At 51.0% G+C, this 17,021-nt stretch carries 18 protein-coding genes; 11 read left to right on the top strand and 7 right to left on the bottom strand.

What is annotated here, in order from left to right:
• Positions 1–193: 193 nt before the first annotated feature.
• Positions 194–562: a hypothetical protein gene (locus IVG45_RS14640; protein WP_196434546.1), complete on the top strand. Its 369-nt coding sequence runs from the start codon at positions 194–196 to the stop codon at positions 560–562.
• Positions 563–602: 40 nt separating this feature from the next.
• On the opposite strand, the gene IVG45_RS14635 is transcribed toward IVG45_RS14640, so the two are convergent.
• Positions 603–1,073, bottom strand: a complete 471-nt coding sequence (locus IVG45_RS14635; protein ID WP_196434545.1) for a DNA polymerase III subunit chi — start codon at positions 1,071–1,073, stop codon at positions 603–605.
• Complete coding sequence (locus IVG45_RS14630; RefSeq protein WP_196434544.1) at positions 1,060–2,544, bottom strand: leucyl aminopeptidase; 1,485 nt, start codon at positions 2,542–2,544, stop codon at positions 1,060–1,062. The genes IVG45_RS14635 and IVG45_RS14630 overlap by 14 nt, the downstream gene beginning before the upstream one ends.
• A 227-nt stretch (positions 2,545–2,771) precedes the next feature.
• Between IVG45_RS14630 and lptF the strand changes: the two genes are divergently transcribed.
• The 4 genes from lptF to IVG45_RS14610 all read left to right on the top strand — a co-directional run bounded on the left by lptF (position 2,772) and on the right by IVG45_RS14610 (position 5,739).
• On the top strand, positions 2,772–3,842 hold the full coding sequence (lptF, locus tag IVG45_RS14625; RefSeq protein ID WP_330165361.1) for an LPS export ABC transporter permease LptF: 1,071 nt from the start codon (positions 2,772–2,774) through the stop codon (positions 3,840–3,842).
• Positions 3,839–4,906, top strand: a complete 1,068-nt coding sequence (lptG, locus tag IVG45_RS14620; RefSeq protein WP_196434542.1) for an LPS export ABC transporter permease LptG — start codon at positions 3,839–3,841, stop codon at positions 4,904–4,906. Before lptF ends, lptG begins: the two co-directional genes overlap by 4 nt.
• 91 nt (positions 4,907–4,997) lie before the next feature.
• A complete protein-coding gene (locus IVG45_RS14615; protein WP_196434541.1) occupies positions 4,998–5,312 on the top strand; it encodes a hypothetical protein in 315 nt (104 codons plus the stop codon).
• A gap of 226 nt (positions 5,313–5,538) precedes the next feature.
• On the top strand, positions 5,539–5,739 hold the full coding sequence (locus IVG45_RS14610) for a hypothetical protein (protein WP_196434540.1): 201 nt from the start codon (positions 5,539–5,541) through the stop codon (positions 5,737–5,739).
• Here IVG45_RS14610 and IVG45_RS14605 read toward each other — a convergent pair.
• Entirely contained in the window at positions 5,726–6,388 is a 663-nt protein-coding gene (locus IVG45_RS14605; protein WP_196434539.1) for an ABC transporter ATP-binding protein, read from the bottom strand. The genes IVG45_RS14610 and IVG45_RS14605 overlap by 14 nt on opposite strands.
• Positions 6,385–7,521 (bottom strand): efflux RND transporter periplasmic adaptor subunit, encoded by a 1,137-nt coding sequence (locus IVG45_RS14600; protein WP_196434538.1) that lies wholly within the window; start codon positions 7,519–7,521, stop codon positions 6,385–6,387. Before IVG45_RS14600 ends, IVG45_RS14605 begins: the two co-directional genes overlap by 4 nt.
• Before the next feature lie 315 nt (positions 7,522–7,836).
• Here IVG45_RS14600 and IVG45_RS14595 point away from each other — a divergent pair, with 315 nt between their 5' ends.
• Together IVG45_RS14595 and IVG45_RS14590 are read left to right on the top strand one after the other, a co-directional pair.
• The gene (locus IVG45_RS14595; protein ID WP_196434537.1) at positions 7,837–8,706 is read left to right on the top strand and encodes an HDOD domain-containing protein; all 870 of its coding nucleotides are present in this window, start codon (positions 7,837–7,839) and stop codon (positions 8,704–8,706) included.
• Between the two features lie 282 nt (positions 8,707–8,988).
• The gene (locus IVG45_RS14590; protein ID WP_196434536.1) at positions 8,989–9,423 is read left to right on the top strand and encodes an HMA2 domain-containing protein; all 435 of its coding nucleotides are present in this window, start codon (positions 8,989–8,991) and stop codon (positions 9,421–9,423) included.
• Between the two features lie 331 nt (positions 9,424–9,754).
• On the opposite strand, the gene IVG45_RS14585 is transcribed toward IVG45_RS14590, so the two are convergent.
• Together IVG45_RS14585 and IVG45_RS14580 are read right to left on the bottom strand one after the other, a co-directional pair.
• Complete coding sequence (locus tag IVG45_RS14585) at positions 9,755–10,918, bottom strand: hypothetical protein (RefSeq protein ID WP_196434535.1); 1,164 nt, start codon at positions 10,916–10,918, stop codon at positions 9,755–9,757.
• A gap of 24 nt (positions 10,919–10,942) precedes the next feature.
• Positions 10,943–11,623 (bottom strand): hypothetical protein, encoded by a 681-nt coding sequence (locus IVG45_RS14580; RefSeq protein ID WP_196434534.1) that lies wholly within the window; start codon positions 11,621–11,623, stop codon positions 10,943–10,945.
• A gap of 1,177 nt (positions 11,624–12,800) precedes the next feature.
• Between IVG45_RS14580 and IVG45_RS14575 the strand changes: the two genes are divergently transcribed.
• Positions 12,801–13,856 (top strand): fatty acid desaturase, encoded by a 1,056-nt coding sequence (locus tag IVG45_RS14575; RefSeq protein WP_196434533.1) that lies wholly within the window; start codon positions 12,801–12,803, stop codon positions 13,854–13,856.
• Positions 13,857–13,950: 94 nt separating this feature from the next.
• Here IVG45_RS14575 and IVG45_RS14570 read toward each other — a convergent pair whose 3' ends face one another.
• A complete protein-coding gene (locus IVG45_RS14570) occupies positions 13,951–15,180 on the bottom strand; it encodes an NADP-dependent isocitrate dehydrogenase (RefSeq protein WP_196434532.1) in 1,230 nt (409 codons plus the stop codon).
• 183 nt (positions 15,181–15,363) lie between these two features.
• Here IVG45_RS14570 and IVG45_RS14565 point away from each other — a divergent pair, with 183 nt between their 5' ends.
• From IVG45_RS14565 to IVG45_RS14555, 3 genes are read left to right on the top strand one after another with little or no spacing between them, the layout of a single operon-like run.
• On the top strand, positions 15,364–15,705 hold the full coding sequence (locus IVG45_RS14565; RefSeq protein ID WP_196434531.1) for a TraR/DksA family transcriptional regulator: 342 nt from the start codon (positions 15,364–15,366) through the stop codon (positions 15,703–15,705).
• Positions 15,706–15,707: 2 nt separating this feature from the next.
• Entirely contained in the window at positions 15,708–15,929 is a 222-nt protein-coding gene (locus IVG45_RS14560; protein WP_196434530.1) for a hypothetical protein, read from the top strand.
• Positions 15,930–15,982: 53 nt separating this feature from the next.
• A complete protein-coding gene (locus IVG45_RS14555) occupies positions 15,983–17,020 on the top strand; it encodes a type IV pilus twitching motility protein PilT (RefSeq protein ID WP_196434529.1) in 1,038 nt (345 codons plus the stop codon).
• Position 17,021 lies beyond the last annotated feature (1 nt).

Here is a 17,021-nt window from a genome sequence, read left to right as displayed (position 1 = left end):
TTTCAGCTAAACCAATAGCAAAAACGATACCTTTAATCAGCATGGATTTGCGTCAAGCCCTTTCGAGGGTCTTGTTCCAGTCTGCAGGGATGGTGATACTAGCCATATGCCGTTCTGGCTCAAGAAATCTATACTGTGATGACGTGTTTTTTAGGGCATTGGTCCTTATCAACCATCACACAAAATTTACTTCATGAATATTTTTACAAAAGCAGCGTTTACAGTGTCCCTGGCCATGTCCTTCAGTTTGGCAAGCGTTAGCGTATTTGCGGAAGAAGAAGCTCAAGCTCCGGCGGCGGCGACTTCATCAACCTCTAGCACAAGTGAAGTTATTTCGCATATCGAGAAAGCCTTGGTTGAAGTTAGTAAAAGCGATTTCTCCGCCGCCCAAGTTCATTTGAAAGCCGCCAGAACGGCTTCTGAATTGATTGCTGGAAATTCGGATGTTGCGAAAAAAGCTCATTCCATACTGATCCAAGGCCAGATTCTTTCGAAAAACGGAAACGTCAGTAGGGCGACCGAAGAATTGAATAAGGCATTAGCGCTTTATAAATCTCTATAAAGTTAACAATTGGCTGGGTTTGCATCACGCGCCCAGCCTCTTAGCGTTGGGTGCGCGTTTCCAACCAGATGCCGCCTTCGTTTTTGTGCGTGGTGATCTCCAGTCCTGCTTCGAGATAGTGCCGGTAACGCTGCCGACCCGCTTGCTTGCATTCCTCGCTATTATCCAGAATTTCCACGATGCGCTCGGTAGGGGCGACGGTGGGAGGAAAGTGAGTGGACAAATTGACGATCACTTTTTGCCAGTTTTCCGGAATGTTACCGCCGCCGATCAAGACGGTGTTTTGATAAGTTGGTAGTTGGCCCCGATATAACTGGTGCGGGACGAAACTGCCGGCGCGAAAAGTCCACAGCAGTTTATCGATTTCGCTGGCTTGTTGGTCATGGTCGGTCAATACATAGCAAAACTGTCCACTACGATAAATTTTTTCGATCAGCTTGCAGGCAAAATCCTGGCGCTCAGGCTGAGACGTGGACGCCAGGACATAAAATACGACTTCAGGCCGCCGCACGGTTGATCAAATACTGGCTCAACAAGGCCACCGGCCGGCCGGTGGCGCCCTTGGCCGCGCCGGTGCGCCAAGCAGTGCCGGCAATGTCGATATGCGCCCAACGGTATTCCTCGGCGAATTTGGATAAAAATACCGCAGCAGTGATACTGCCGCCATCCGGACCGCCAATGTTGGCCAGATCGGCAAAATTGGATTTCAGTTGCTCCTGATACTCTTCCCAAATCGGCATCCGCCACAGTAAATCGCAAGCGGTTTCACTGGCGCCGAGCAGGTCGTCACATAATTTGTCGTCGTTGCCGAACAAGCCGCTGGGCACGCGGCCCAGGGCGACGATGCAGGCGCCGGTCAGCGTGGCCATGTCGATCACCACTTCGGGATCGTATTTTTTGGCATAGGTCAGGGTGTCGCACAGGATCAAACGGCCTTCGGCGTCGGTATTCAATACCTCGATGGTTTTGCCGGCCATGCTGGTCAGGATGTCGCCGGGTTTGTTGGCATTGCCGTCCGGCAAATTTTCCGATGACGGAATCAGGCCGATGATGTTAAGTTTTAAATTCATCAGACTAGCGGCGCGTAAAATACCCAACACGCTGGCGCCGCCGCACATGTCGTATTTCATTTCGTCCATGCCTTGGCCGGGTTTCAACGAGATGCCGCCGGCGTCGAAAGTCAGACCCTTACCGACCAACACAATCGGCTTGGCATGTGTATCGTTGCCATGATATTCCAGGCAAATTAGCTTTGCCGGTTGCCGGCTGCCGCGCGACACCGACAGAAAGGCTCCCATGCCCAAGGCTTCCATATCGCTTTCTTCCAGAATATCGCAAGTCAGTTTGTCGTGTTGTCCGGCCAAAACCAATGCCTGCTCGGCTAAATAAGTCGGGGTGCAGATATTGCCCGGCAAATCGGCCAATTGTTTGGTCAGCGCCATACCCTGAGCGATGGCGATGCCTTGTTGCAAGCCGATTTCGGCCAGCTGTTTATTGGCATCGTTGACAATAATGCTTAAGTGTTGCAACGATATTTTGTCGTCGCATTGCTTGGTAAAGGTATATTGATACAGACCGTCATTGAAAACTTCGACGATTTGTCTAGCCAACCACTGCGCATCGGATTTTTCGACCTCCATATCCAGCAATGCGCAACCGACGGTTTGAATCTTGCCCGACTTGACGACTTTAGTCGCCGCCGCCAATGCTTTACGGAATTGTTTGCGGGTGAGCTTGCCGCGTTCGCCAAAACCCACCAATACCACCCGGTCGATAGCGGTATCGGGCAAATTGTTGATCAATAACGTTTCGGCATTTTTACCCTTAATGTCGCCACGGGCAATCAGTTTGCTGACCAGACCGTTGCAAAGGCTATCCAGATGAGTGGCGGAAGGGCTGAGTTGCTGATTTTCGTATATGCCAACCAACAGACAGTCGCTTTGCAGTTTGTCTAAGGTTACGCTTTCTATAGAATAGTCCATGTCAGTGTCTGTGATTGTCGTAAAGTAAAGAGTTCCCGATGCGGGGGTTAGATAAATTATACATGACAGCGCGGGCAAGCATGAGGCCGGACTTAAGCCGACGGTTAATGCAGCCCATCTAAAATAACGGCAAATGCCGATTTGAAACCTGGAGAATATTGTTGAGCATAGATCGAGCAATCCCCGGCGCTAGCAGGCCTTTCCGGCTGTTGACGGTGTTGGACAAAATGATCATTAAGGACCTGTTTAAAACCGTCGTGTCGGTTCTGACCGTGCTGGTGGTAATCATCGTCAGCCGCAAATTCATTAAAGTCTTGGCGCAGGCGATTGAAGGCAATATCGCCAGTGAAACCGTGCTGGCGCTACTTGGATTGAAAATCGTGATTGCCGCTACCACCTTTTTGCCGGCCTCATTGTTCATGGCGGTCTTAATGGTGCTGGGACGCATGCATAGAGAGCAGGAAATCGCGGCGATCGCCTCGGCGGGAGGCGGTGTATCCACCATTTATCGCGCGGTATTCTGGCTGGTGGTGCCTCTAAGCGTCTGTGCTTCGGGTTTATCGATGGTTGCCGCGCCATGGGCGGAAGCGCAAACCGAATTGCTGATGCATCAGGATAGGGAAAATTCCGATATCCGCGGTATTTCCGCCGGCCGTTTTAGCGAATATAGCAGTGGCGAATTGATTTTTTATACCGAAAATGTCGATGTCAACGGTCGAATGCATAATGTGTTTGTCCAAAACAAACAAGGCGATAAGCTGGGCGTGGTGAATGCCGAGTTCGGCAAACTGGAGTACTTGCCCGGCGGCTTGTATTTGATTCTGGAGCAGGGCGAGCGCGTTCAAGGCATACCCGGCCAAAAAGATTACACCATCGAAACTTTTAGGGAATATGCGGTATTGGTGGAGAAAAAAGCCATCGCTTTTGTGCCGCGTATCGAAGCCTTGCCGACCGAAAAAATCTGGAAATCGACTACCGTTACCGAGATTGCCCTGATGCAGGACAGATTGAATGTGCCGTTGGGCGTGCTAATTTTGGCATTTCTGGCGGTACCGTTGGCCAAATCCTCGCCTCGCGGCGGCGTTTACGGCAGCGTATTGATCGCATTCGGGATTTATTTTTCCTACGGAAATTTACAGCGTATCAACCATAGCTGGGTCGTCAGCGGCATTGTGCCGAGTTGGCTGGGTTATTTTTGGGTGGAAGCCTTGTTGCTCATCGTTGGTTTATTCATGCTGGTACGTTTATACAGCTGGAAATGGGTGGCACTTAAATTGACCGGCAAGGTGACGGTATGAATGTTCTGACTTTCTATATCATCAGAGAAGTCGTCAAGGGTTCTTTGCTAGCCTTGCTGTTGCTGTTGACGCTGTTCAACCTGTTTACCTTCAGTGACGAACTAAAGGAACTGGGGCATGGCGGCTATGGCTTGAAGCAAATCCTGATGTTTCTGGCGCTGACGTCGCCTCGGGTTTTTTATGAATTGGTGCCATCCGCGGCATTACTGGGTAGCTTGTTTGTGGTCGGGGCCATGGCCAACAACCGCGAGATCGTGGCGATGCGGGCCGCCGGTTTATCGACCGCCTGGATCATACGCAGCATTATGTTGGCCGGTCTGTTACTGGTGATGGTGGCGGTGTTTGTCGGCGAGTTCGTCGCCCCTTCCAGCGAGCGCTCCGCCCAGTTATTAAAAACCACGGCTCAAAACAATGGGGTGGTGATGCGCACGCAATACGGCATGTGGTTGCGTGAAGGTAACCGCTTTATCAATGTGCGTAGAATTCTGGATGACGGTTCGCTGGGTGATATTCGGGTTTATGAAATTGATGGGCAGCATAAACTTAGTCAAGTGACCCAGGCCGAGCATGGGAAATTTCTGGGTAACAAACAATGGCAATTGAGCAATGTCGCGCAATCGTTCATCAGTCCGCAACGGGTAAACGCCGATAGCCAGCCTAGTATGCAGTGGCAGTCTTCGATCGACTCGGATTTGTTAAAGGTGGCCGTGGTCAATTCCGACAACCTGTCGCTGTATGATCTGTTCAATTACATCGACTTCCTGAAAAGCAACAACCAGAAATCACAAAGCTATGAATTAGCCTTCTGGAGTCGCTTGATCAACCCCTTGGTTACCTTCGTGATGCTGATGGTCTCGGTCCCGTTCGTGATCGGCATTGGCCGAGGTATTGGTACCGGCGGCAGAATCATGATGGGGGTGTTGATCGGCATGAGTTTTAACATCATGGATAGAATAACCGGCCATCTTGGTTTGGTGTACGAGATGAATCCCATGCTGATGGCGGTAATTCCCAGTACCTTGGTTTTCTGTATTGCCCTATACGCGGTATGGCGGGTAAGCTAGGATATTCGTCCATCGGATAGCAATGGCGATAAGGTGGCCGTTAGCATTATTTTTTTCGATTTTTGATCAGCAAAATTAAGAGGGTATTACAATGCGGAAAACAAACCGTTTCCTACTCAATATGCAAGGCATGGGTTTGGCCTTACTATTGGCGGGTTGCGCCAGCGAGCCAGTCGCGCCGCCGACCACGCAAGAAAAAATTCTGTCCGGCGAACAAATGTTGCGCGATAGCCAAGGTATTGCGCAATTGGGTAGTCGCTGGCAAGAAGGCAAAAAAATGGTTGAGAAGGGACAGGCTATGCAACGCGATGGCCAGGCTAAAATTGAACAAGGTCAGGCTCTAGTTGAAGAAGGCCAGAAAGTTATGCGCGAAAGCGAGGAAGGTTATAAAACCATCAAGCAATAGCGGCGCTTAGCCTCGTTGATACAATATTCCGCCGACCACGGTCATTTACTCAGAGCAAGCCGTTCCATCGACGGTTTGCCTGAATGGCGCCCATTTAATTTATCGAGCCAGAACTTTATCCAGATCACATTACCAAAGCATCAACGCGGAAGAAGTGCCGACAGCTCCACGGATCTTCCGGATATTTGTACTTATTCTGTCAGCCTGTTATTCAATGGGAGGGGAAATGAAAAAGGTACACAAAAATGTCTATTGTTCCCGCTGTGGCGATGAAATTTCGGCGGATGAATTGAAGCTGCTATCCGGCACCACCTGCGCCTTGTGCAGCCATATGCAGCATGAGTCCCTACAAATCCGGCGGCATAAGCTCGATGTGTTGAAACACGTATTCACCGTAATACAGCCGGGCATGGTCAATCAGCGATAATACCGTCCACAATTTTGATCCGACGCTTGGCCCGTTCGCCGATGTTGTTGTCATGGGTAATGATCATCAAGGTCACGCCCTGACGATTCAGGGCTTCCAATAAGTCGATGATTTCCAGCCCGGACTTGCTGTCGAGATTGCCGGTGGGTTCATCGGCTAACAGAATGGCCGGCTGCATGATCATGGCCCTGGCGATAGCGATACGCTGCAATTGGCCGCCGGATAACTGATTGGGTTTGTGCTCGGCGCGGTCGAGTAAATTCACCGAAATCAAGGACTGCCGTACCTTCTCCTTACGCTGCTTGCTATCGATGCCAGCCAGGATCATTGGCATTTCGATATTCTCGGCCGCGGTTAAGCGGGGAATCAAATGAAAAAACTGAAACACGAAACCGATGTTGTCACGGCGGATTTTGGCGAGTTCATCGTCGGTTTGCCGGGTAACATCATGCCCATTCAATATATAACCACCGGAACTCGGTTGGTCCAATAGGGCGATGATATTCAGCAACGTCGATTTACCTGAGCCGGACGGCCCCATTACCGACACATATTCGCCGCGCTCAACCGATAAATCCACACCGTTCAGCGCATGTACGGTCTGCTCGCCCACCTGAAAATAGCGATGAATATTACTCAGTTGAATCATGGCTTGATGTCGACCTTAGTACCATCGGCCACACCCTCCTTACCCACCGACAGCACAACGCGATCGCCGACCTTCAGTCCGGACAATACCTCGGTATAACTCCAGTTGGATAATCCAGCCTGAAAATGTTGTTCGTGCAACACCTGCTGTTCGTCGATCAACAGCACCCGGTTATTTTCCAAGATCGCTTCGGCCGGCAGGCGCAAAGTCCGGTCTTTTTTCGACAACAGCACTTCGATGTCGGCGCTGTAACCGGGCATCAGTTCCGCCAGATCCTTCGGGTCGCGTAGCGTAACTTCCACTTCCACGGTACGTGCCTGTTTCTCCTTTTCCAATACATAAGGCGCTACCCGCGTGACAATGCCGGAGCAACGTTTGTCGGCAAAGGCATCCAGCGACACGCAAGCGCTCATGCCGGTTTTGATCGCGGCCGCGTCGACTTCATCTATCGGTGCTGATACGGTCAGGCAACTGAGATCCAGTAAATCGATCGGCGGTAGGGTAGGGATGCCGGGTGGTGATGGCGTGACGAATTCGCCAAGCTCGGCATTAACTTCGGCGACGGTACCGTCGAACGGCGCCAACACCAACGTTCGGCGTACTGCCGCCTCGGCGACGGCCAACTGGGCTTGAGCGACTTCGATAGTTTGCTGCGCGGCCCGGCAGGCGGCGCGTTGCGACTTGCCGCCGGTCACTGACTTATCGACCTGTTCCTCGGATACTACGTTATTGCGTTTCTGCAATTCTGACAGTCGCGCCGCTTCCCGCTCGGCACCACCGGCCAATTGGCATGCCTGTTCGGCACTGGCGCGGTGGGCTCCTATTTGCGCTTTCTGCAAGACAACTTGCGCTTTCAGGTCCTGATTCCAAACTTCAAGCAGCAATTGACCCTGCTTGACTTTGTCACCTTCTTTTACATGCAAAGCGGCAATCTGGCCGCCGGTGGCCGGCGCCAGATAAGCTCTGCGGCATGCCTTGATGGTGCCGACTCTGGTATTGGCCACTGTGGACTGCACCTCACCCTCGGATAGGGTATAAGCCTCCACTTCAATCGGTTGGGGGCGTTTGCTATAAAAAAATACGGCACCGGCTATCGTCAACACGACAACGAAAATGAGAGTTTTGCTGTTCATGGCGGGTGTTGAATAGAAGCGAGTGGATTATTTTGATTAGACTACATCCAGACCGGCGATTTTCAAAGCAAAGTGGATTTATGGCGATTTTCGTAACGATTCAGCGCGAGGCACAATATGTTCTCTCCAGCGGGTGAAGGGCAATTGTTCATGATTTTTAATAGGCTTTTAGCATAAATTGCGTTGTAATAGCCCCGCGTCATCGGCTCGCATGCCGCTCGATTGCACACTAAGTGTTTTTCTGGATATTTAAGCAAAATTCAACGGTTTATCCCGATTCGATATGAGCGAATCAATTGCCGAAAAGGTTACTAGATGAATGCCCAAACCTTAGCCCGACAAGTGCGGAATGTTTTTTCGTTACCCGAAATCGTGGTGACGATCAATCAAATATTGAACTCGGCGGAGCCGAATTTCACCGAGCTGGAAGAGGTGATTCTGCATGATCCTGCATTGACAGTGAAACTGCTGAAATTGGTTAACAGCCCGTATTACGGTTTCACCAATAAAATCGATAGCGTTTCCCGTGCCGTGGCAATGCTGGGCTTGCAGGAGTTGAAAAATCTGGTGTTGGGGGTTGCCGTCACGGCCCAGTTCGATAGCATTTCGGAGACTCTGGTCGATATGAATACCTTTTGGTATCACAGTGTCGTCAAGGGCGTACTGGCGAAAATTCTGGCCAAGCATTTTAAACTCAATAATCCCGAGCGATTTTATATAGCCGGTTTATTGAGCAGTCTTGGACAATTGATTCTGTTTAGCCAATATCCGCAACAGTCGGCGCGGATATTGAGTCATCCCGATCAAAGCGATGCCGCGATATTGCAGTTGGAAAAGGAGTTATTCGGCTTTGATTATGCGGAATTGGGCGCGGCATTGCTGCAAGAATGGAAGTTGCCCGATGAAATTTCCCGGCTGGTTTTGTACCAGTTCGATCCGTTGAACGAAAATGCACCGCAAGGGGAAGCTTGCATACTGCATGTGGCGGCAAAAATATCCAATAACATCCAACCTTGCCATCATCAGGCTTACGACATCAATGCCCAGGCTGCGGAATTCAACCAGGGCGTTTTAGAGTTTTTGCAATTATCGCCGGACGTTATCCAGTCAGCGACGTCGGAAGCGTTGCTCTATCCGTTGGAGATTCTGAATATTATTCATCCATCGGCCTCATCGATTTTTTGATGCGGCGCGCAGGCTGGTTTCGGCAGCGTCGGTCTGGCGAGTACAGGATGAGTAAAAATCATTTCGCGGCTAACGATTGGCCTCGTTTCCGCGCGCAGCACGTCTTACCCTAGAGGTATGCTCGATTGTCGGTTCGAGTAATACCTCTTGCAACTATACCGCTTGCCATGGTCCGTGGCTTCGCGGCCAGCGGACCGATCCAATAAGCCCCAAACTGCTGTAGCATATGCTACGCCGAAACAAGGCATATCAATTTATCTATCCAATATGGACGAGTGGAGAATGAGCAGAATAGTATCTTCGTTGCCGGGGCGTATCAGAATCCGCGACAAACGCCTGCGTGACCAGGCGCGATTAAATGAACTTAGCAAACAGCTGTTGAACATTACGGCCATCACCGAATTGCAAGGCAATGCCCGCACCGGTAGCGTTGTGGTGAATTTTGATCCCAACGTCATTGAAATAGCAGTGTTGGAAACAAAACTTGATACAGCCGTCGACAAGGTCTTAGCCGAACCGCTAACGCCGCCGTTATTGACGAAAAAACGCATCAACCGCTATAACAAAATAGTCATGATGGGCAGTTTGGCGGCTTCTTTAGCCCTCGCCACGGCACGCAAGAAACGCTGGAGACGCTTACATGCCATGACTGGCTACTTATTTGTCGTCAATCTGGGCCTGCATTTATATCTCTATCGCAAATCGCTGTTTCGGTGAATAAATGCGTATTCCGCTGAAAATTGCCGACTGTCCAAAAACATATCAGGCCAAATTTTGAATTCTTTAGCTTGGCCAATCGGAGACATTCAAAAATTTCCGCGTAGAATGGATTCACGCTGGTTTTAAACGTTCAGGACGGGGGTGATAATCCCCGTCCTGAACGGTCGTAAGTCGGCCCAACTTTTTCATGCAGCCGTTTGCTTACCACAACATGGCAACAAGCGGCAGATGCCGGAAAATATCGGTCTGTCTCGTAGCAAATTCCCCGATAATTCGACAAACAATACCGCGCGATGGCGAACTCGGCACCGCGCGAACGGGTAGGTGGCTATTTGCGCTTTCTGCCGACAACGCTTAAACCGGCTATTGCTGAACCGAATAACCAAACTGCGCCTGGAATCGGAACCGGTCTTAGATCGGCAACCCATGCCTCCACGTTACCGTTATGTAAACCATAACCGACGGCTACTAAGCCGTCGTCTGAGATGCCGCTGACGTATTGAATCGTCCAATCAGACAAATCGAGACCATGGTCTTGGGTCAGCCAGTCATCAGCAAAACGCATGCCGTGGTTACTATCCCATACCATGCCCTCTTGCGTAAACGGCGTGGACGTGGTCGGTAGATTGAATACCATTCCGTAAACAAGAGAGCCATCGGCGGAAATGCCTGCTTCGCTGCTATTGTTGTAGCCGGCCAAGGTTCCAAGAATTTCCCAGCCGCCGACCTCGGTCCGGATCATGGCTAGGTTGGAAGTACCGACCTTGCCGCCACCGACAATCGTACCGTTGTTGGCGATATCCGTTGCGCCGGAACTGCTTGCTCCAGCCGCAACACCTAAGTCGACAAAACCGCCGGATTCTGACCAGCGAAACGCATGGCCGCTGCTAAAGCTATTGCTTTGTCCGACGATGGTAGAGCCATCGGTGCTGATACCGCGCGCCCAGCTCCAAACGTTGTAAGGCGCGGACAACGTTCCGATATTCTCGATTCCGTTAGCTTGATTCCATCGATAACCGGCACCGTTCGGCGCGGCCGCTGTTTGGCTGTAGCCGACGATAGTGGAGCCGTCGTCACTCATGTCGTCGGCTCGCGTAAACCCATCGTTGCCGCCAACGCCTCCCAGCGAAACCATGCCGGTCGCCTGAGTCCACCGGAAAGCGTTAAAGGCTCCCGACGTTGTCGTGCTGTAACCTGCAATCACCGAACCGTCGGCAGACACGGCGCCGGCGTAACTGTTATGGTCTACGCCATTGCTAATGACGCCGAGGGATTGTAAACCGCCACTTTGAGTCCATCGGAACGCCTCGGTGCCGAGGGCGTTGGGTCCGTAACCGATCACGGTTGAACCGTCAGCGGAAATGCCGGTAGCGTTGCTGGCGAAAGCGCCTAATCCGGAAAATGTGGCCGAGTTTGCTTGGCCAGCGCCTAGAAATACCGCAGAGACGGATACCATCAGTAAACCGCGAATAGCCTTTTTGTTATTTTTCATGATGTTGATTCTCGAATTCCAAATTTAGATGGCGTGTTTACGGCGGACCGCGAGAAAACCGGCTAACGTGCTGGCGAATAGGTAAATTGCGCTAGGCACGGGGACCGGAGATGCGTTCACCGAAAACGAATAATTGGCTTGATGTCCGGCGCTGTTGTTGTCGTTTCCGCCGATTGCGATGGTGTATTCGCCAGCCGTGAGGAACAACGATAATGTCGCGGCTTGTCCGGAATAAGGTCCGGGTCCGGTAGTGACGTGGTCAATGTGAGCAAAGCCGGCGGCGTCTACCCATGCCGGCACGGCGTCTTGATAATAGGTATGGAAGTTTCCGCCATCGTTCTCGGCGCCGCGCCATAAGGACCAGGCCGGCACTAGGTCGCCGCCGTTTGGAGACAAGCTGATTTGAACATTGGCATCGGTTTGCAAACGGATGTATCCCCAAACCGAGGTATGGGTCCAGCCCAACGGTATGCCGTTGGACCCGTTGATATTGGAGGGGTCTGACCAAGCTTTCGAACCTACTGGCCCGGCCTGGTTTTCTGTTACCAATCCGGAAGAGGGATCGAGATACATTTGAAAGGCGTAGTCGATGCCTAGGCCATCCTCGCCCGCACGCGCGGGAAGATCGCCGGCAATTAAACTCGCCGATGCGGAAGATACGTTCACCAGCAAGGCAAGCGCGGCTGAAATTGTTTGATATTTCATATAGACCTTATGTTGTCCGTAAATCGAAACCGACGCTCCTTTCATAACCGGACGCGTCAAACCCAAGCGCAATTGACATCGGGAGAAATTTCGTTCCCTTTCCGCCTCAATCGGCCGGCCCCGATGAAATTCAAAGCCTTCCAATTTGTTCCAGGCGAAACTCCCTACAAGGCCCCTTGCGAGCCGCGGTCTTGAAAAAGCCGCACTCTCCCACTAAATAGCGGATGGCATGCCAAACGATGTTTGTAATTAAAAAAACAATATGTTATGGAATTGAATGATGTTGGTTGCGGAGTTTGAGGGCTGAGAGAGCGAGTGAAATCGCTCATATTTCCTTGTTAAATGTGTGGTTTGACATGCTGCGAATTTGATAATTCTTGTCAGTTAAATTGTTTAGGCGCGTAGGTAGACGGGGTCCGGTATACATCTCGCTCAGGAAGCCGATAGGTATTGCGCCGAATGTCAAACGATTCCTCGCGGCGCAAACGCCTCCTTGCTATTGCAGCCATCTTATGGTCTTGGCAAGAACGGAGGAGCCATAGTTTGCCGCCAAGGCGCTAGGCGTATCAGTCGCATTCATTACGTTAAGCGAACCATTAAGACAGGTGCGAAAAAATACCGCCAGTGCCAACCGCCAATAGAGAGGGTGTAAGAATTTTTGTTTTCCCACAACCATTCCTGAACTAATAAATACTTGGAAAGGTAATACAAATTTCTCTATGCCTTCTAGCTGGCGACCCAACCAAAGCAATAGGAAGAAACAATACGAGTCTATTTGCGGTACAGAAGACTACGTTCACAACCTATTCGGCAATTACGCCGGGGGCGGATATTTTTTCTCATCTTTGTTGAACTTCCCACATGGCTTTTATCACTAAAGACCAGTTATTGAAAAAGACAGCGATTTAGTAAGAAATTGCCGACATAACTTTTTGCAATTTAAGCTTCGGTTTTTAACTCTTCTTCCCCAGCTGATCCAGGCCACTTTCCTGTCCGCACCACTGCAGGCGTCCGGTCGGATAGGGTGGGGTGAAGACTCCGAAGTTTGCGTGTAATAGATGTCTTGCAATGCGCCAATAGTCAGTTTGTTTCCGCTCGAAATCCTCAATCTATTTCCCGCCGCTTCATTAACCGTCAGCCCATTGCCGGCTTTGTCCCCTCATTCCCTTTTTTACTTATGCCGCAGCCAATTATTCACCTCGAACCCCAGTCATCCATCTTTAACCAACATACCCAGGCTTTTCGGCAAGAATTGATCCAGGCGGTATCGAAGTATGCGCAACCAGATTATCGTCAGGCGTTTTGGCAAGTCGCCAATACCCTTTCTCCATATCTCGGGCTATGGGTATTGATGATTGTTACCGTGCTATATGATTTTCCTTATTGGGCAACCTTATTATTAAGCCTGCCTGCCGCCGGTTTTTTGGTTCGCCTGTTCATCCTTTTTCACGACTGTTGCCATGGTGCTTTCTTTCCGTCGCGCGCGGCGAACAGGGTGTTGGGATATGTCGCCGGTATTTTGACTTTCACGCCTTTCGAAGATTGGCAGCGCACTCATATTCTTCATCATGCGGCTTCGGGAAACCTGGACCGGCGCGGCGTGGGCGATATTTGGACCCTAACCGTCGACGAATATCTGTCGGCTTCGCGAGCTAAGCGCCTGGCTTATCGGTTGTTTCGCAATCCGCTGGTGTTGTTCGGTGTCGTCCCGTTGGTGTTGTTTTTGATCCTTCAGCGTTTCCCCAGTCGCGGAGCCAAAAAACGCGAACGAAACAGTGTGATGTTCACTAATTTGGCTATCGTTGCGGTTATTGTTTTGATGAGTTTGACTTTGGGGTTTAAAAATTATTTGTTGATTCAACTGCCGATTATCCTGATGGCGTCTGTTGCCGGGATGTGGTTGTTCTATGTTCAACATCAGTATGAAGATGTGTATTGGGCACGCCAGCAAAATTGGGATCTGATTAATTCGGGGCTGGCCGGCAGCTCCTATTATAAGTTGCCAAAAGTGTTGCAATGGATAGTGGGTAACATCGGTCTGCATCATATTCATCATGTTAGGGCCAATATTCCCAACTACAATTTGCAGCGCTGCCTCGATGAAGTACCGTTATTGCAGACAGTGAGGCCGTTAACCTTGCGCAATAGTCTTAAATCGTTATGGTTGAACCTGTGGGATGAACAACGGCAAAGATTGGTTAGTTTTCACTCGATTCGGTTGCTGCCTCGCTAGCTTTGCCGTTCACGTTTATGAGGATTAAATCCTAGGGGGCCGCCAATGATGGCTGGGCGCTCTTTCGGCCGCTTTCTTCGGTTATTTTAAGGTATTAAAGAGCCAGACTTCGCTCCAAATTTTCTCGTAAAGTTTCGAGAAACTTCTCGGTCGTCAAATAATGCGAGTCGTTGAGATCGTCGTCGTGGATGCATAGAGCCAAGTCCTTGGTCATCTGTCCGGCTTCCACGCTATCGACGCAGACTTTTTCCAGGGTTTCGCAAAATTTGACTAACTCGGCGTTGCCGTCCAGCTTGCCGCGAAAAGCCAGTCCGCGAGTCCAGGCGAAAATCGAGGCGATCGGGTTAGTCGAGGTTTGCTTGCCCTGTTGGTGCATCCGGTAATGGCGGGTGACCGTGCCGTGGGCAGCTTCGGCTTCCATGACCTTGCCGTCCGGCGTGACCAGCGTCGATGTCATCAATCCCAGCGAGCCGAAGCCCTGGGCGACGGTGTCGGATTGCACGTCACCGTCGTAATTCTTGCAGGCCCAGACAAAGGCGCCGTTCCATTTCAAGGCCGAAGCCACCATGTCGTCGATCAGTTTGTGTTCGTAGATGATGCCTTTGGCTTTATACAAGTCTTTGTATTCGGCCTGGTAAATCTGTTCGAAGATGTCCTTGAAACGGCCGTCGTATTTTTTCAGGATGGTGTTTTTGGTGGACAGGTACAGTGGCCAGCCGCGATCCAGCGCTACGTTGAAACAACTGCGAGCGAAGCCGGCGATGGAGGCGTCGGTGTTGTACATCGCCAGAGCCACGCCGTCGCCGTCGAAGTGGTAGACTTCGTGGGACTGTTCGGCGCTGCCGTCGTCTGGCGTGAAAGTAATTTTGAGTTTCCCTTTGCCTTGGGTGATAAAGTCGGTGGCACGGTATTGGTCGCCGAAGGCGTGACGGCCGATGCAGATTGGTTGAGTCCAGTTCGGGACTAGACGAGGCACGTTTCTGCAAATGATCGGTTCGCGGAACACGGTGCCGTCTAGGATGTTACGGATCGTGCCGTTGGGGGACTTGTACATTTTTTTTAGGCCGAACTCCTCGACCCGTGCTTCGTCCGGGGTGATGGTGGCGCATTTAATGCCGACTCCGTATTTTTTGATGGCGTTGGCGGCGTCTATCGTGACTTGGTCGTCGGTGGCATCGCGGTGTTCGATGCTCAGATCGTAATAATCGATAGTTAAATCCAGATACGGCAAAATCAGTTTGTCCTTGATGAAATGCCAGATGATGCGAGTCATTTCGTCGCCATCGATTTCAACCACCGGCTTTAATACGCGTATTTTTGTCATGCCATGCTCCGAAAGTGAGTCATAAATCCCAGTATTGCGAGCCGCCCGGCCCAACGGCTCCGGTTTGTTGCTGGCTATCGATAAGCATTATTGCACCGCTTCTCGGTTCATTGTATAAGAACCCGACGCCCGGCACGCCGTTATAATGGCAGCCACCATGGCAGCTTAGCTGCGGAGAACATCATGAAAGAATACCAAGAAGTGCGTACCCATTTACTCGACATGTTGGAAGAGCTTGACGACCGGTTGAGCAAAATTACCGATGATGTCAGACATGTCGATAAACCGTTGGACCAGGACTTTTCCGAGCAGGCCGTGGAAGCTGAAAACGATGAAGTGCTGGATGCCTTGGGTAACACTGCCCGCGATGAAGTGGAAAAAATCAAGCAGGCAATTTCCAGAATCGACGCCGGTACCTACGGTATTTGTCTGATTTGCGGCGAGCCGATCAAGAAGGAGCGTTTGGCGGTGTTGCCCTATGCCAATCAATGCATTCGCTGCGCGGAACGTAGCGAGCGAAAGTAAGCATGAACAGCTCGACGGCTCGGTTTGCCCAATATGAAGATTTAGGTGATCTGCCGGACAATATCGTCGGCGAGATCATTCACGGCCAATTGATTATTCATCCGTATCCGGCGGCTAGGCGCGCCTTGGCCGAACCGGAATTGCTTTCGCAATCCCGCATTCTGGTTCCCGATATTGCCGGCTGGCCTCGCGAGCGCAGGCTAGCCTTGCCGGAAACCGCTTAATCTATACTATTCTATTATCAATTTATTGCATCCACCTAGCCGGGATATAAACCATGGACATCGCCGAATTATTGACCTTTTCCGTTAAAAACAAAGCTTCGGATTTACATCTTTCCGCCGGCCTACCACCGATGATCCGGGTGGACGGCGACATCCGCCGTATCAATATCCCGGCTTTGGATCATAAGGAAGTACATGCGCTGATTTACGACATCATGAACGATAAGCAGCGGCGAGATTACGAAGAGTTTCTGGAAACCGATTTTTCGTTTGCGTTGCCCGGCGTGGCTCGTTTCAGGGTTAACGCTTTTAACCAGGATAGAGGCGCCGGTGCGGTATTTAGGACCATTCCATCCAAGGTGTTGACGCTGGAAGAGTTGGGCGCGCCGAAATTTTTCGAGGAAGTCTGTACTAAACCGCGTGGCTTGATTCTGGTGACCGGCCCGACCGGCTCCGGTAAATCCACCACGCTGGCGGCTATGATCAATCACATCAACTGCAATGATTACTCGCATATTTTGACCGTGGAAGACCCTATCGAGTTTGTGCATGAGAGCCAAAAATGTCTGATCAACCAGCGTGAGGTGCATCGCGACACCCTGGGCTTTAACGAAGCCTTGCGTTCCGCGTTGCGGGAAGACCCCGACATCATTCTGGTGGGTGAGATGCGGGATTTGGAAACCATTCGTTTGGCACTGACCGCCGCCGAAACCGGCCATTTGGTGTTCGGCACCTTGCATACCACCTCGGCCGCCAAAACCATAGACCGTATCATCGACGTATTTCCGGCGGCGGAAAAAGACATGATTCGTTCCATGCTGTCGGAATCGCTACAGGCGGTTATTTCGCAAACCCTGTTGAAGAAAGTTGGTGGTGGCCGGATCGCCGCGCATGAAATCATGGTCGGCACCGCCGCCATTCGTAACCTGATCCGCGAAGCGAAAGTGGCGCAGATGTATTCGGCGATTCAAACCGGACGTAAGGAAGGCATGCAGACTCTCGATCAAAACCTCAAGGAACTGGTTGACAAAGGTTTGATTACCGCCAAAGCCGCGATGGTGAAAGCCGTCAATAAAGACATGTTCCGCTAAT

The sequence above is a fragment of the Methylomonas sp. LL1 genome (assembly GCF_015711015.1).
In the GTDB taxonomy this organism is placed as follows: domain Bacteria; phylum Pseudomonadota; class Gammaproteobacteria; order Methylococcales; family Methylomonadaceae; genus Methylomonas.
Note: the sequence above shows the minus strand (reverse complement) of the source record. Positions and strands in the feature narration are given on the sequence as shown.

Excerpts from the sequence above, each read along its gene's own strand:
- IVG45_RS14640 (WP_196434546.1), top strand. The coding sequence starts at position 194 with ATGAATATTTTTACAAAAGCAGCGTTTACAGTGTCCCTGGCCATGTCC.
- IVG45_RS14630 (WP_196434544.1), bottom strand. The coding sequence starts at position 2,544 with ATGGACTATTCTATAGAAAGCGTAACCTTAGACAAACTGCAAAGCGAC.
- lptF (WP_330165361.1), top strand. The coding sequence starts at position 2,772 with ATGATCATTAAGGACCTGTTTAAAACCGTCGTGTCGGTTCTGACCGTG.
- lptG (WP_196434542.1), top strand. The coding sequence starts at position 3,839 with ATGAATGTTCTGACTTTCTATATCATCAGAGAAGTCGTCAAGGGTTCT.
- IVG45_RS14615 (WP_196434541.1), top strand. The coding sequence starts at position 4,998 with ATGCGGAAAACAAACCGTTTCCTACTCAATATGCAAGGCATGGGTTTG.
- IVG45_RS14610 (WP_196434540.1), top strand. The coding sequence starts at position 5,539 with ATGAAAAAGGTACACAAAAATGTCTATTGTTCCCGCTGTGGCGATGAA.
- IVG45_RS14605 (WP_196434539.1), bottom strand. The coding sequence starts at position 6,388 with ATGATTCAACTGAGTAATATTCATCGCTATTTTCAGGTGGGCGAGCAG.
- IVG45_RS14600 (WP_196434538.1), bottom strand. The coding sequence starts at position 7,521 with ATGAACAGCAAAACTCTCATTTTCGTTGTCGTGTTGACGATAGCCGGT.
- IVG45_RS14595 (WP_196434537.1), top strand. The coding sequence starts at position 7,837 with ATGAATGCCCAAACCTTAGCCCGACAAGTGCGGAATGTTTTTTCGTTA.
- IVG45_RS14590 (WP_196434536.1), top strand. The coding sequence starts at position 8,989 with ATGAGCAGAATAGTATCTTCGTTGCCGGGGCGTATCAGAATCCGCGAC.
- IVG45_RS14585 (WP_196434535.1), bottom strand. The coding sequence starts at position 10,918 with ATGAAAAATAACAAAAAGGCTATTCGCGGTTTACTGATGGTATCCGTC.
- IVG45_RS14580 (WP_196434534.1), bottom strand. The coding sequence starts at position 11,623 with ATGAAATATCAAACAATTTCAGCCGCGCTTGCCTTGCTGGTGAACGTA.
- IVG45_RS14575 (WP_196434533.1), top strand. The coding sequence starts at position 12,801 with ATGCCGCAGCCAATTATTCACCTCGAACCCCAGTCATCCATCTTTAAC.
- IVG45_RS14570 (WP_196434532.1), bottom strand. The coding sequence starts at position 15,180 with ATGACAAAAATACGCGTATTAAAGCCGGTGGTTGAAATCGATGGCGAC.
- IVG45_RS14565 (WP_196434531.1), top strand. The coding sequence starts at position 15,364 with ATGAAAGAATACCAAGAAGTGCGTACCCATTTACTCGACATGTTGGAA.
- IVG45_RS14560 (WP_196434530.1), top strand. The coding sequence starts at position 15,708 with ATGAACAGCTCGACGGCTCGGTTTGCCCAATATGAAGATTTAGGTGAT.
- IVG45_RS14555 (WP_196434529.1), top strand. The coding sequence starts at position 15,983 with ATGGACATCGCCGAATTATTGACCTTTTCCGTTAAAAACAAAGCTTCG.